At 66.6% G+C, this 13,347-nt stretch carries 12 protein-coding genes; 8 read left to right on the top strand and 4 right to left on the bottom strand.

The window, feature by feature from the left end:
* Nucleotides 1–16: 16 nt before the first annotated feature.
* Both pcaG and pcaH read right to left on the bottom strand, forming a co-directional pair.
* A complete protein-coding gene (pcaG, locus tag L1080_RS14200; RefSeq protein ID WP_250771352.1) occupies nt 17–658 on the bottom strand; it encodes a protocatechuate 3,4-dioxygenase subunit alpha in 642 nt (213 codons plus the stop codon).
* The gene (gene pcaH / locus L1080_RS14195; protein ID WP_250771355.1) at nt 658–1,377 is read right to left on the bottom strand and encodes a protocatechuate 3,4-dioxygenase subunit beta; all 720 of its coding nucleotides are present in this window, start codon (nt 1,375–1,377) and stop codon (nt 658–660) included. Before pcaH ends, pcaG begins: the two co-directional genes overlap by 1 nt.
* 147 nt (nt 1,378–1,524) lie before the next feature.
* On the opposite strand from pcaH, the gene L1080_RS14190 reads away from it, so the two are divergent.
* Both L1080_RS14190 and L1080_RS14185 read left to right on the top strand, forming a co-directional pair.
* Nucleotides 1,525–2,274 (top strand): CoA transferase subunit A, encoded by a 750-nt coding sequence (locus L1080_RS14190; RefSeq protein ID WP_250771358.1) that lies wholly within the window; start codon nt 1,525–1,527, stop codon nt 2,272–2,274.
* Nucleotides 2,271–2,912, top strand: a complete 642-nt coding sequence (locus L1080_RS14185; RefSeq protein WP_159921367.1) for a CoA transferase subunit B — start codon at nt 2,271–2,273, stop codon at nt 2,910–2,912. The genes L1080_RS14190 and L1080_RS14185 overlap by 4 nt, the downstream gene beginning before the upstream one ends.
* A 76-nt stretch (nt 2,913–2,988) precedes the next feature.
* On the opposite strand, the gene L1080_RS14180 is transcribed toward L1080_RS14185, so the two are convergent.
* Entirely contained in the window at nt 2,989–3,603 is a 615-nt protein-coding gene (locus L1080_RS14180; RefSeq protein WP_250771361.1) for a maleylpyruvate isomerase family mycothiol-dependent enzyme, read from the bottom strand.
* A gap of 153 nt (nt 3,604–3,756) precedes the next feature.
* Here L1080_RS14180 and L1080_RS14175 point away from each other — a divergent pair, with 153 nt between their 5' ends.
* Together L1080_RS14175 and L1080_RS14170 are read left to right on the top strand one after the other, a co-directional pair.
* On the top strand, nt 3,757–4,125 hold the full coding sequence (locus L1080_RS14175; RefSeq protein WP_159921371.1) for a hypothetical protein: 369 nt from the start codon (nt 3,757–3,759) through the stop codon (nt 4,123–4,125).
* 38 nt (nt 4,126–4,163) lie between these two features.
* Entirely contained in the window at nt 4,164–4,856 is a 693-nt protein-coding gene (locus tag L1080_RS14170) for a hypothetical protein (RefSeq protein WP_201453555.1), read from the top strand.
* 69 nt (nt 4,857–4,925) lie between these two features.
* On the opposite strand, the gene L1080_RS14165 is transcribed toward L1080_RS14170, so the two are convergent.
* Complete coding sequence (locus L1080_RS14165) at nt 4,926–7,289, bottom strand: arylsulfatase (RefSeq protein WP_250771558.1); 2,364 nt, start codon at nt 7,287–7,289, stop codon at nt 4,926–4,928.
* 394 nt (nt 7,290–7,683) lie between these two features.
* Between L1080_RS14165 and L1080_RS14160 the strand changes: the two genes are divergently transcribed.
* From L1080_RS14160 to L1080_RS14145, 4 genes are all read left to right on the top strand, one after another.
* Nucleotides 7,684–9,396 (top strand): ABC transporter ATP-binding protein, encoded by a 1,713-nt coding sequence (locus tag L1080_RS14160; RefSeq protein ID WP_250771365.1) that lies wholly within the window; start codon nt 7,684–7,686, stop codon nt 9,394–9,396.
* A gap of 74 nt (nt 9,397–9,470) precedes the next feature.
* The gene (locus tag L1080_RS14155; RefSeq protein WP_159921375.1) at nt 9,471–10,097 is read left to right on the top strand and encodes a GNAT family N-acetyltransferase; all 627 of its coding nucleotides are present in this window, start codon (nt 9,471–9,473) and stop codon (nt 10,095–10,097) included.
* A 58-nt stretch (nt 10,098–10,155) separates the two neighbouring features.
* Nucleotides 10,156–11,160, top strand: coding sequence for an iron-siderophore ABC transporter substrate-binding protein (locus L1080_RS14150; protein WP_159921377.1), 1,005 nt, complete (start codon nt 10,156–10,158; stop codon nt 11,158–11,160).
* A 91-nt stretch (nt 11,161–11,251) separates the two neighbouring features.
* Nucleotides 11,252–13,297: a S9 family peptidase gene (locus tag L1080_RS14145; RefSeq protein WP_250771368.1), complete on the top strand. Its 2,046-nt coding sequence runs from the start codon at nt 11,252–11,254 to the stop codon at nt 13,295–13,297.
* Nucleotides 13,298–13,347: the final 50 nt, after the last annotated feature.

Raw genomic sequence — 13,347 nt, 5'->3', positions numbered from 1 at the left:
TCCTTTCACCGATCGGTTACAGGGCGAAGAACGGCGTTTCCCGTCCTTCCGCATTCTGCACGTGGATCGTCAGGTGGTACCCGCGATCGGTCTTCGCGGCGATCAACTTCGGACGGTCCGCTTCGGGAACGGCGGCGAGGACGGGGTCCGCTTCATGAGCCTCGGTGTCCTCGGGAAAGTAGAGACGGGTGTAGAGACGCTCGAGCATTCCGCGGGCGAAGAGACCGACGTTGATGTGCGGCGCCTCCGCGGTGCCGTTCTCCGCGGGGAGAGCGCCGGGCTTGACCGTGTGCACCACGATCGTGCCGGTGTCGTCGGCGAATACTCGTGCCAGACTCCGGAAACCGGCCGGAGTCGCCTCCGCCGCACCGCGGGGATCGGAGGGAGTGTCGAAGCGGCCTTCGGCATCGGCCTGCCACGTCTCGATCATCGCGTCCACGATGGGCTGCCCGGCGCCGTCGAGCACCGTGAAGGAGACGTCGACGCGTCCCGGCGCATCCTCGGGAACAGTGGTGCCGCTGTTCTCCCAGCGGGGTAGCAGGCCTATGTGCACATACGGTCCCACCGTTTGGGAGGGGGTGACGCCGAAGGGCACTTCGTCCTGACTGCGCGCGAAGACGGGGTAGCGGGGTGCGTCGGGATTCTGGGTGTCGATCATCAGTGGCCCCCTGCCTCGGTGGACGGCTCGAACGGGGTGGCGTCCCGGCCGCGCAGGACGATGTCGAATCTGAACCCGACCGCCCAGTTCTCGCGGGTGTGGTCGTAGTCGAACGTGGCGATCATCCGCTCGCGAGCGGCTTCGGGAACCGAGTTGTAGATCGGATCCTGGAAGAAGAACGGATCGTCCGGAAAGTACATCTGGGTGACCAGTCGCTGCGTGAACGCCTGACCGAACAGGGAGAAGTGGATGTGCGCCGGCCGCCAGGCGTTGTGGTGATTGCCCCACGGGTAGGCGCCGGGCTTGACGGTGGTGAATTCGTAGTGGCCTTGCTTGTCCGTCAGGCAACGAGCCACACCGTTGAAGTGGGGATCGAGAGGTGCCGGCCAGGAGTCGTTCTTGTGGCGGTAGCGTCCGCCGGCGTTGGCCTGCCACACCTCGATGAGGGTGTCGGGAATCGGTTTGCCGGCGCTGTCGAGGACCCGCCCGTGGACGATGATGCGCTGTCCCTGCGCCTCGCCACCGTTGGCGTGAGTCATGTCGCTCTCGCCCTTGGCGACATCGCCGTCACCGAAGACCGGGCCCGTGATCTCGCCCAGACGCTGGGGAATCAGGATCAGGTCATTCTTGGGACTGCGTAACCGGGTTGTCTTGTACTCGGGGAAGAGCAACGGCGCATTGGCTTCGTGCCCAGCCCGGTGCGCTGGTAGGTGCAGCATGAAATCCTCGCGTTCTCGATGTGAACAGTCGCCCGCTATACGTACATAGTAGGCGGAATCTGTGATGGGGCCAACAGCCGGGGCGATATTTGTTCGCAATGTGGATGGGTGTTCACTGTGTGAACATTTTCAGGTAGCCTGGGTCACATGGTCAACAAAGTCTTTCCAACAGCGGCCGAGGCTGTTGCCGATGTCCCCGACGGTGCGTCCCTTGCCGTGGGCGGCTTCGGCCTCGTCGGCATCCCCTCGGTGCTCATCGACGCCCTCCTCGCGCAGGGTGCGACCGACCTCGAGACCGTCAGTAACAACTGCGGCACCGATGGTTTCGGTCTCGGGCTCCTGCTCGAGCAGCACCGTATCCGCCGCACGATCAGCTCATACGTGGGCGCCAACAAGGAATTCGCACGCCAGTACCTGAGCGGCGAACTCGAGGTGGAACTCACTCCGCAGGGCACGCTGGCGGAGCGCATGCGCGCCGGGGGAGCGGGCATTCCCGCCTTCTACACCCCTGCGGGGGTGGGAACGCAGGTTGCGGAGGGCGGACTGCCGATCCGTTACGACGGCCAGGGCGGTATCGCCGTGGCAAGCAAGCCGAAGGAAACGCGCGAATTCGACGGCGAGGCCTACGTCCTCGAACGGGCCATCCGCACCGACTTCGCGCTGGTCCACGCCTGGAAGGGTGACCGACTCGGCAATCTCGTTTACCGCGAGACGGCCCGTAACTTCAACCCCGATGCCGCGGGCGCGGGTCGCATCACCATCGCGCAGGTCGAGTACCTGGTCGCACCCGGTGAGATCGATCCGGCCGAAGTCCACACACCCGGCATTTTCGTTCAGCGTGTGGTCGAGGTCGGTAAGCAGGAAACGGGAATCGAGAACAGGACGGTGCGGGCATGAGTTGGACGCGGAACGAGATGGCAGCACGAGTCGCCGCAGAACTCGAAGACGGACAGTATGTGAATCTGGGTATCGGGATGCCTACCTTGATCCCCGGCCACATCCCGGCCGGCAAGGACGTCATCTTGCATTCGGAGAACGGAATCCTCGGCGTCGGGCCGTACCCCACCGAGGACGAGGTCGACCCCGAACTGATCAATGCAGGCAAGGAAACCATCACGGTGGCACCCGGTGGGGCGTTCTTTTCGTCCTCCGATTCGTTCGCGATGATCCGCGGCGGCAGCGTGGACGTGGCCGTTCTCGGCGCCATGCAGGTCAGCAGCCACGGCGACCTCTCCAACTGGATGGTTCCCGGGGCAATGGTCAAGGGGATGGGCGGCGCCATGGACCTTGTTCACGGTGCAGGCAAGGTCATCGTGATGATGGATCATCTCACCAAGAAGGGTGAGCACAAGATTCTCGAGGAGTGCACGCTGCCGTACACAGGCAAGCGGTGCGTACAGAAGATCGTCACCGACCTTGCCGTCATCGACGTGACGGCGAACGGTCTGCGCCTCGTCGAGACCGCGCCCGGCCACAGCATCGAAGAGGTGCAGGCGGCAACGGGCGCCACGCTGCTGGTCGACGCCACCGTGTAGTCCGAGACTTCCGTGTGATCCCAGACTTCGGAGGGCGCGCGGATCGTCGTCGGCTCCTTCGTCAGCCAATGGGTGTTCACAGCGGGAGGCCCGCGACTCGTCCTGAGGGCACGGTCCGGCCGCACATTACGAGGGCGAGGTCTCCGCCCGAGCCGAGGAGTTCGGTACCCGACCCGAATGCCCAGTCCATGTCCGTGGCCACCAGCCGCCGGCCCTCGATGTCGATGCCGAAGCGAGCGTGTCCGCCGCCATGCGTGAGATCGTCCAGCACGGCCCGGATGGTCTCGTCGGGTACCCGGCGGGTGCATCCGAGCGGCACGGTGGCATCGAGGCCATGGATTACCACGTGGTTGAGGGCGCCGTGATAACCGCCGCCCGGCGGTGTCCAGTGCTGCATCACCTCGGAACGCAGGTTGTCCACGAGCTCGGTTACCGGGAGGCGGGCATCCTCCCGGGCGATCTGGTTGGACAGCCGGGTGAAGTCGAATTGGCAGTCCTGCAACTTGGCCATGAATTCGTCGCCTGAATAGCGCGCCGCCATGGTCAGATGGGCAATCACTTCGCGCACCCTCCACCCTTCGCAGAGCGATGGCGTGTCCCACCGTGCGTCGGAGAGTGCCTCGAGTTGATCGGCGAGTGCCGAGAATTCTGCAGCGACCGCGGGTTGGAGATGCGCGTCGTCATCAGTCATCGCAGACCTTCCCGCCTCCACGTGTTCGGCGACTCCCCGCCGTGGTACACCCACCGTAGACCCGGCTGCACGGCGGTTGGGCGTAATCGGGCCTGCATGGTCAGTGTGTGCCGGCGTTCCCCGTTACTCTCCTCGTGCGGTCATGATGGGGCGGTGACTGCAGACCCACCTGCTCGAGCCGTGCGCCGGCGGTTCCCGTTCCGCGCGGCCGCGACGCTTCTCCTCGCCGCATTCCTGATGTGGATCAGTGCCGCCTGGTATTTCGGTGCGCTCGACTACCCGCTGGACGATTCCAACGGTGCGTTCGTCGAGTGTGGATCGCCGTTTTCACCCACTCCTCGGGAAAGCCTCGCAGTCACGCCGGAGGGTCGACAGGCCGTGTCGGAGGAGGAGCTGTACCGGTTGTGTGCGGCTGCCCTGGACGGCACGGCGCGCATCTCCCTGGTAACCGCCGTGTTCGCGGTGGGTGTCGTTCTTCTCGGCGCACGGTTGCTCCGGACCTTCGTGCACGGCACGAACTGACCGGACGCACTCCTCCCTCCGGGGATAGTGTGGACGGCATGGTCCTGCTCGTACCTCACCGTTTTCGCGGCCCCACGGCGTCGGGCAACGGCGGGTACGTCGCTGGACTTCTAGCCGCGACGCTGGATCACGACGACGCCCCGGCGGGTCCGGTGACCGTGACCCTGCGCACACCGCCACCGCTGGAAGTTCCACTGAAGGTGGTGAGGAGCGAAGGGCGCTCCAGCGCCCAGGACCGGGACGGCACGACCATTGCCGACGCCGAGTCGGCCACTGTCAACGAGCTACCACAGGTCGCGGCAGTGGGCCTCGACGTTGCTCGTGCCTCGTCCGAGAACTATCCCGGCCGAGACCGTCATCCGTTCCCGCAATGTTTCGTGTGCGGCCCCGACCGCGCATCCGGTGATGGCATGCGCCTGTTCCCCGGCCGGATCGCAGACGGCAGCACCGCGTGCGTGTGGTGTGTCGACCCCGACCTCGCGGGGCAGGCGGCTTTCGTGTGGGCGGCGCTCGATTGCCCTGGCGGCTGGGCCGCACCGATCGAAGATCGACCCATGGTGCTGGGCCGAATCACCGCTCGGATATCGGCGCTGCCCGAGCCTGGCGAGAACTGCGTGATCACGGGCCGACTGATCGGCTCCGAAGGGCGCAAGGTGTGGACTGCGACGACGGCCTACGGAGCCGACGAACGTGAACTCGGTCGTGCCTCCGCTACGTGGATCACCCTGTGAGTTGGCCGCTCCCGCTGCATCGAGGGGGACCTGGAAGAAAGTAGGATTCGAGCGGCAGCGGCGGCGACCTCAGTCGGCCATCGCCTCTGCCAATTCCTCGACCTCCTGGATGACCGGTTCGGGCACACGGACCGTACCGGGGGTGTAGGTGACCGATCGCAGTCTGCCGGTGAAGCGGAAAGTCCCGCGGCGTTCCCGAAGCTCCCACACCACGGGTCCGCGGGCGTCGACGCCTACCGAGATCCCGGTCCAGGGCGCCATGCCGACCAGCTGGAACTGGTCGTCGAGGGTGGCCACGTCCGTTTTGACCCCGGCCGAGTCGGTGAGGGCGACGGTGAAGTTCCACCGGACGGATTCGGTGGCCTGTGCCCGCACCTGCACGCCCACCACAGCCGCGCCGAGGGGCGCGGAGGTATGCGCAACCCGGCCGTAGCTGTTGATGGCGAACACAATTCGGCCGTCTTCGACGTAGAGCACGTATCCGCCGTGCGGGTCGCCGTGGGCCACGAGCACGCCTTCGTCGTCCCCGGTGATCTCGTGTGTGGCGACGTCAATGGTGAAGTCGCGGTACTGGATCAGCACGCTGGACCGATAGCGTTCCAGCGTCGGCGTGCCCGCGAGGATCTTCACCGGCTCTGCCAGCCGACGCTCGTCGGGGCGCCGCTGCACGGCCTTGCGGTCGTTCAGGATGGGGAACACCGTGTTGTGCCAGGCCGCCCGGTCCCAGGCCTCGGCGAGTTCGCGCACCTTCTCGGGAAACAGATGTGCGACATCGGTGGTCTCGGCCGGGTCGGACTCGACGTCGAACAGCTGCCACTGCGGATCGTCGACCCGGGTCGGATCCGTGTGCAGCGACAGCAGTTTCCAGCCGTCCCGGTAGAACCCGCGGTGACCACCGAACTCGGCGTACTGCTCCGTGTGCGGGGTGGGCTGCGCGGCGTCACGCAGAACGTCGGCGATACTGACACCGTCACGCTCCTGGGCGGGAAGCCCGTTCCGGTGGCTCGGAGTTTCGAGTCCAGCGAGATCCAGGAGCGTCGGCGTGATGTCGGTGACGTACGAGTACTGCTTGCGCAGTCCGGTGTCGCCGTCGGCACGCCCGAGTCCGGCCGGCCAGGACAGCAGGAACGGCACCCGGACACCACCGGCGAACGTCTGGCCCTTGTAGAACCGGAACGGGGTATTCGACGCCTGCCCCCAGCCGCGCGGGTAGTGGACGCCGATCCTCTCCGAGCCGATCAGTTCCTCGTCGTGCGGAACGTCGCGCACCCAGTCCGACGGGACCGGTCCGTGCACGAATTGGCTGAAGTACGAACGCGTTCCCGCCGCGCCGCCCTCAGCGGTGCCACCGTTGTCGGACGTGAACACGATGATGGTGTTGTCGGTCTCGCCGAGTTCGTCGAGGGTGTCGAGCACCCGCCCCACGCTCTGGTCGATGCTGTCGACCATCGCGGCGTAGACCTCCTGGTACCGGGCGAACCGCAGCTGCTCCTCTTCGGTGAGCTCGTCCCACGGCGGCGCGTCGTAGCCGGGTTCGGTGTTGCGTTCGGCCATCTGGGTGCCGGGCGGGAAGAACCCTGCCTCGAGCTGCGCGTCGAAGCGGCTGCGTCGCACTGCGTCCCAGCCCTCCGTGTAGCGGCCGCGGTACTTGGCCAGGTCTTCGGGCTTGGCCTGGTGCGGTCCGTGCATCGCGATGTGCGAGAAGTACAGGAAGAACGGCTTGTCGGCGTCGTGGGCGCGCAGGCTCTTGATCCGCGAGACGGCCTTGTCCGTGATGTCATCGGTGACGTAGTAGTCCGGCGGATACTCCTCGACGTCGACCACGGAGTTGTCCGAAATCAGCTCGTTCGGGTAGTAGAACGAATTCAACCCCTCGAGCGAGCCGTAGTAGCTGTCGAATCCACGCTGCAGGGGCCAGGAGTCACGGGTGCGGCCCGGTGCGAGGTTGGTGTCGCGCGCGAGATGCCACTTGCCGACCGCGTGCGTGGCATACCCGTTCGCGCGCAGAATCTCGGCGAGGCTGAGCGCGTCGTCGGCGAGTTCCATGCGCAGTCCGGGGAAGCCGGGATCGAAGTTGGCCACGCTGCCGTAGCCGGCGCGGTGCGGGTTCAGGCCGGTGAGCAGCGCCGCGCGAGCCGGTGAGCAGACCGAGGTGGTGTGATAGTTAGACAGTCGGTAACCGCTGTCGGCGAGCCGGTTCAGGTTGGGGGTGTCGATTTCGGAGCCGAACGGTCCGATGTCGGCGTAGCCCATGTCGTCGACCAGGATCACGACGATGTTCGGTGCGCCGGGCGGAGCTGTGGTCTCAGGACCCCACCAGGGAGTCGACTCGGCGCTCGTTCGCCCGATACGCCCGCCGAATCCCTCGTATCCCCGCGCCCCGGGCGGGACGGGCGGTTCGGCCGGTCGCTGCTCGCTTCTGCCGTCGTCCACATTCGTCACGAACACAATTCCTTCCACCGTGCCGGGCGTACTTCCCCGGACAACCCGAGAAGACGGTACGGGTGCCGATCCCGTCCCTCAGTACTTGAAATCAGGTGGATTCCATCCCCGCCGGACCGGCTGCCCCGTGTCGGCCTCGCCCCGGGGTCGTACCAGCGGTACGTTCGTTCGATCTGACGCAACGAACGTCCCGTTCGTGCGGAGTGCAGGTGTCGACGGAGTGCAGGTGTCGACGAAGTACAGGGGTCGGCGGAGTGCACGGGTCGGCGGGGCAGCAGGGGGATCTGTGGAGTCGCATCGGGGAAGACCGCACGCAGGAAGACCGCACGCAGAAACCGCGCACGCACGGACCACGGATACGGCGACTAGGCCCAGTATTCGGGAGTTGTGGCCGTACGCGCGCGAGCATCGGCGGCTTCTCGGTGCGGCGGTGGTGTTGTCGGTGGCTGCGGCCGGGGTGAGTCTCGCGCAACCCTTGGTCGTGGGCGGAATCATTGCCGCAGTCAGCGACGGACGATCATGGGGCGGGCTGGGGTGGGCGCTGGTCGGCTTGCTGGCCGTCGAAGTCGGCGTGGGGACGATGCAGTATTACCTGTTGCATCGGACCGCCGAAGGTGTGGTCCTCGGCGCCCGCACCGATCTGATCCGTCACGTGCTGCGCTTACCGATCAGCGAGTACCGCCGCCGTGATGTCGGTGATCTCGTCTCCCGGGTGGGATCGGACACGACGCTGCTTCGCGGTGCACTGACCGAGGGGCTCGTCGATGCACTCGGCGGCGTCTTCGTTCTGGTCGGTGCGCTGGCAGCGATGCTGCTCCTCGACCCGGTTCTCGCGGGGGTGACGGTGACGGTGATCGCGATAGTCGTGGCCGTCTCCCTGCTGGTGGGCAACCGACTGCGCAAGTTGATGTTCGACACCCAGAGCCGCCTCGGCGACCTCACCGGAGATCTGACCCAAACACTGTCCGCCGTCACCGTCGTTCGTGCCAACGGCGCTACCGAACGGGCACAGGCTCGGCTCGACGAGCGGGCTGCAGCCGCATTCGCTGTCGGCGTGCGCGCGGCACGGTCGAGCGCTGCGATACAACCGCTCGGACGGGCCGCGGGTCAGGCGTCGCTGCTGATCGTCCTCGGCATCGGCGGCTTCCGGGTGGCCGCGGGAAATATGACGGTGGCCGAGTTGGTGACCTTCGTTCTCTTCATGTTCTTGTTCATGGGCCCGGTGAATGTCGGATTCGCCGCGGTGCAGTCCGTCGCAGGGGCGCTCGGTGCCCTGCAACGCATCACCGAAATCCGCCGCGTGCCCACCGAGGACGCCGCCGACACCATCCGCCACCGCGCTGTGCCGCACACAGCGGGACCCATGCTGCAATTTCACGACGTGCACTTCGCCTACACGCCGGGGCATGCCGTGCTGAATGGGGTGAGCGTCAGCGTGGAGCGCGGCTCACGTACCGCAGTGGTCGGGCCGTCCGGGGCCGGTAAAACCACACTCCTGGCCCTGATCGAACGCTTTTACGACATCGACCGCGGCCGAATCGCCATCGGTGGCATCGACATCACCGAGTTGCCCCGCGCAGTCCTGCGCGAGCAGATCGGGTACGTGGAGCAGAACTCGCCCGCCGTGGCCGGGAGTATCCGCGACAACCTCACATTCGGAGCCCCGCACGTGAGCGACGAGCGGTGCCGCGCGGCGCTGAAAGCTGTCGACCTCCTCGGCCGGGTCGATGCCGAGCCGAGGGGTCTCGACGCACAGATCGGCGAGAACGGTGTCCGCCTGTCCGGCGGGGAGCGACAACGGCTTGCGCTCGCCCGTGTTCTTCTCACCGAGCCGCCGCTGCTTCTGCTGGACGAGCCGACGTCGAGTCTCGACAGCCGCAACGAGGAAATCTTCCAGATCGCTCTCGACGCCACCGCCTCCGATCAGACGGTGCTCATAGTCGCGCATCGTCTCGCGACGGTGAAGAACGCCGACCAGATCGTCGTCCTCGACTCCGGCCGCATCTCCGCTGTGGGTGCCCACGACGAACTCTTGACCACCAGCCTGCTGTACCGCGAACTCGCCCGTCACCAGATGATCGGCGCCCCGAATCCGTAGGAATCCTCGCGGGGAAGCGGACCGACCCCGAATTATTACGACGGCGCGACGCGCAGCGGCCGTACCCTCGACGCATGGGTGTGCGCGTTCGAGCCGTAAGCAGGAAAGACATCTCCGAGTCGGCCCGGGTCCTCGCCGACGCCTTCTTCGACGACCCCGTCATGGAGTGGATGTGGCCCGATCCGGCTCGCCGACGACACGGACTGCCGCTGCTCTTCGCGGCCGATATGAAATATCACCACCTTGCCGGCGGAGGGGCCGAACTCGCGGTCGATGCCGACGGCGTCGTGCGCGGCGCCGCGATGTGGGATCCGCCCGGGCGGTGGAAGCAGTCCACGTGGTCGTCGGTTCTCAGCCTTCCGCGCCTGGTGCAGGCATTCGGTGGGCGCCTCGGCGTCGGTGCGGCAGTGAGCGGAACCATAGATTCGGCGCACCCGGCGGAGCCGCGGCACTGGTATCTCGCGACGATCGGGACGTCGGGTGCCGGCCGTGGCGGTGGCTACGGCAAGGCACTGATGCAGTCGCGGCTCGACCGCTGTGACGCCGAAGGGTTGCCCTCCTACCTCGAGTCCAGCAAGCAAGGAAACATCCCGTACTACGAGCGCTTCGGCTTCGAGGTCACGCGGGAGATCCGGATACCCGACGGTGGCCCCGCAGTGTGGGCGATGTGGCGAGAGCCCAAAAGGGATCCCTTAGGATAGGCTCGCCAAGCCTGAACCGGAGCGAACGTTTCGCCCGGCGAACGAGAGGGTCGCCTGCATGAACCTGGGTCAACAGAGAGCCGGCCTGAGCCGCCGCGGTTTCCTCGTCGGTACCGGGGGAGCATTGCTCGCTTTCGCCGCGGCCTGCAGCAGTTCCGGGAACTCGGGCGGTGACGAGCCCTCGGGACCCCTGGTGGCGCACAAATACGGGGAAACCCAGGTGCCGGTGGATCCGCAGCGCATCGTGAGCGTCGGCTACAACGATCACGACACAATTCTCGCTCTCGGTGGCACTCTCGCCGGCACGTTCGACTGGTACGGCGACTACCCGTACGGAGTCTGGCCCTGGGCGCAGGATCTGCTGGGCGACGCGCAGCCGGAAATTGTCGGCACCGCCTCCACCAACATCGACTTCGAAAAGGTCGCGACGGTGGGGCCCGACCTCATCGTCGGCACCTACTCCGGCCTGACGCAGGCGCAGTACGACAAACTCGGGGCCATCGCTCCGACAGTGGCGCAGCCATTGGGTTTCGCCGACTACGGCGTTCCCTGGCAGGACCAGACGCGCGTTCTCGGCACTGCCCTCGGTAAGGAGGACAAGGCAGCCGAACTGGTGTCCGCGGTGGAGAAGCAGTACGCCGACGTCCGAGCCGCCAACCCGTCTTTCGCCGGCAAGACCGTGCTCGTGGGCGCACTCAAGGGTCCGGGGCAGTTCGGGGTGTACGGGCCGGAAGACCCGAAGGTGCGATTCTTCACCGACCTCGGCTTCGTCAATCCTCCTGTCACCCAGCAGATCACCGGCAACTTCGCGGAGATCAGCACCGAGCAGCTGTCGCTGGCGAATGTGGATCTGCTCGTCTGGTACGCCGGTGGTGGTTACGGTGACAAGTTGCGCGAAGAACTCGCCAAGACGCCGATCTACCAAGAACTCGACGTGGTGAGAGCGGGCCGCACCATCATCCTCGAGGACGCCGCCGCCGAGGCGATGGCCTGGAGTACGGTGCTGAGCCTGCCGTACGCCCTGACCGAGATTCCGCCGCGGATCACACCGCTCATCGACTGACCACGCGCGGTATCGAACGTCTCGGCCCTTCGGCGGCGCGACGCTCGGCGATGTCCGACGACACGCGGCGCGTCCGTGGTACCAACGAACCGTGACCGCGATTCCTGAACTCCACGCCGGAACTCCTTTCGACGATCTCGACGACTATCTGGCTCTCGGCCGCCTCGCCGGCCTGGTGTTGTCCCCGGACGGGCGCCGTGTCGTCGTGACGCAGTCGACACTCGACGCGAAAGCGACCAAATACGTCACGGCGCTGTGGGAGATCGATCCCACCGGGGAACGGGCGGCACGTCGACTGACACGAGGGCGGACCGGTGAAACCAATCCGGCGTTCACGAGCAACGGTGACCTCCTCTTCACGTCCTCGCGGCCGACGCAGGACGAGGAGGAATTGCCCGAATCCCTGTGGCGGCTCCCCGTGGGCGGTGGTGAGGCGGCCGTGATCGCTCACCGGAGCGGTGGGATCACCGGGGTGCGGGCGGCGCGGTGTGCTCCGCGGTTCGTCGTGACCACCGGCGTGCTGGGACGGTCGGGGGAGAAGGACGAGGACGAGCGCCTGCGCTCCGAGCGCAAGGACAAGAAGGTGTCCGCGATCCTGCACTCCGGTTACCCGATCCGGTACTGGGACCACGACCTCGGACCCGACGTTCCCCATCTGCTGTCCGGGACGCTGGGCGACGCGTCGCAGGACGAGGCGGTAACGGACCTCGTCGACCTCACATCCATGCCCGGCCCTGCACTGCGTGAAGCGAACTACGCGTTGAGCGAGGACGGTACCTTCGTCGTCACGTCCTGGACGGTTCCCGGTCCGACGGCCTCCATCCGGACGATCCTCGTGCGCATCGATACCGAGACAGGGAATCGGACGACACTCGTCGACGATCCCGCCGCCGACCTGTCGAATCCGGTGATCTCGCCCGGCGGCGAGTACGTGGTCTTCAGCAGGGAGTCTCACGCGACTCCGGACGGTGCACCTCGATTCACGCTGCACCGCTACAGCTTCGAGACGCGAACCGTGGCGGACGTGGCACCGGGCTGGGACCGCTGGGCCACTTCCGTGCAGTGGCTACCCGACGGCTCGGGGCTGGTGCTGACGGCCGACGACCACGGCCGCGCGCCCGTCTTCGTTGTCCGCGGCGGTGCGGAACCGACGCCGGTGACGACGGATGATTACGCCTACACCGATATCCACGTGGCCCCGGACGGATCCGCGGTGTTCGCCCTGCGGGCGTCGTACGCGACTCCGCCCCACCCGGTGCGCGTTGACCTCGCCACGGGCGCGGTCACGGTGTTGCAGGCGCCGCAGGATTCCCCCGAGCTTCCCGGAACGCTGACCGAGGTCGAGACCACCGCGGACGACGGGGTGCCCGTGCGGGCCTGGCTGGCCTTGCCGAACGGCGCGTCCGCGCACGCACCCGTCCCGTTGGTGTTGTGGGTGCACGGCGGACCGCTCGGTTCGTGGAACACGTGGTCGTGGCGTTGGAACCCGTGGTTGCTGGTGGCACGCGGCTACGCGGTGCTGCTGCCCGACCCGGCACTGTCCACAGGGTACGGCCAGGAGTTCGTGCAGCGGGGCTGGGGACAGTGGGGCAAGGCGCCGTTCACCGACCTCATGGCGATCACCGATGCGGCGGTGGCATTACCCGAGATCGACGACAAGCGTACGGCAGCGATGGGCGGATCGTTCGGCGGATACATGGCCAACTGGATCGCCGGGCACACGGACCGATTCCAGGCGATCGTCACCCATGCGAGCCTGTGGGCGCTGGACCAGTTCGGACCCACCACGGACGCCGCCTGGTACTGGCAGCGGGAGATGACTCCCGAGATGGCCGTGGAGAATTCACCGCACCTCTACGTCGCCGACATCGTGACGCCCATGCTGGTGATCCACGGCGACAAGGACTTCCGCGTTCCCATCGGCGACGGGTTGCGGTTGTGGTACGAACTGCTCTCGGAGTCGGGGCTGCCCGCCGACGACGAGGGCCGCACGGCGCACCGCTTCCTTTACTTCCCGGACGAGAACCATTGGATCCTCAGCCCACAGAACGCGAAGATCTGGTACCAGGTGGTGTTGTCGTTCCTGTCCGAACATGTTCTCGGCGAAGAGGCACCCCTACCGGAAATCCTCGGATGATCGGCCCGGAAATCTTCCGAGGGGCCTCTCGCCGAGGCGCCGAGAGGCAG

Source organism: Rhodococcus sp. MSC1_016 (assembly GCF_023667485.2).
In the GTDB taxonomy this organism is placed as follows: Bacteria; Actinomycetota; Actinomycetes; order Mycobacteriales; family Mycobacteriaceae; genus Rhodococcus_F; species Rhodococcus_F oxybenzonivorans.
This window is presented reverse-complemented; position numbering and strand designations above follow the sequence as displayed.

Bases quoted from the DNA above. Each gene is read 5' to 3' on its own strand.
- pcaG (WP_250771352.1), bottom strand. From the start codon at position 658: ATGATCGACACCCAGAATCCCGACGCACCCCGCTACCCCGTCTTCGCG.
- pcaH (WP_250771355.1), bottom strand. From the start codon at position 1,377: ATGCTGCACCTACCAGCGCACCGGGCTGGGCACGAAGCCAATGCGCCG.
- L1080_RS14190 (WP_250771358.1), top strand. From the start codon at position 1,525: ATGGTCAACAAAGTCTTTCCAACAGCGGCCGAGGCTGTTGCCGATGTC.
- L1080_RS14185 (WP_159921367.1), top strand. From the start codon at position 2,271: ATGAGTTGGACGCGGAACGAGATGGCAGCACGAGTCGCCGCAGAACTC.
- L1080_RS14180 (WP_250771361.1), bottom strand. From the start codon at position 3,603: ATGACTGATGACGACGCGCATCTCCAACCCGCGGTCGCTGCAGAATTC.
- L1080_RS14170 (WP_201453555.1), top strand. From the start codon at position 4,164: ATGGTCCTGCTCGTACCTCACCGTTTTCGCGGCCCCACGGCGTCGGGC.
- L1080_RS14155 (WP_159921375.1), top strand. From the start codon at position 9,471: ATGGGTGTGCGCGTTCGAGCCGTAAGCAGGAAAGACATCTCCGAGTCG.
- L1080_RS14150 (WP_159921377.1), top strand. From the start codon at position 10,156: ATGAACCTGGGTCAACAGAGAGCCGGCCTGAGCCGCCGCGGTTTCCTC.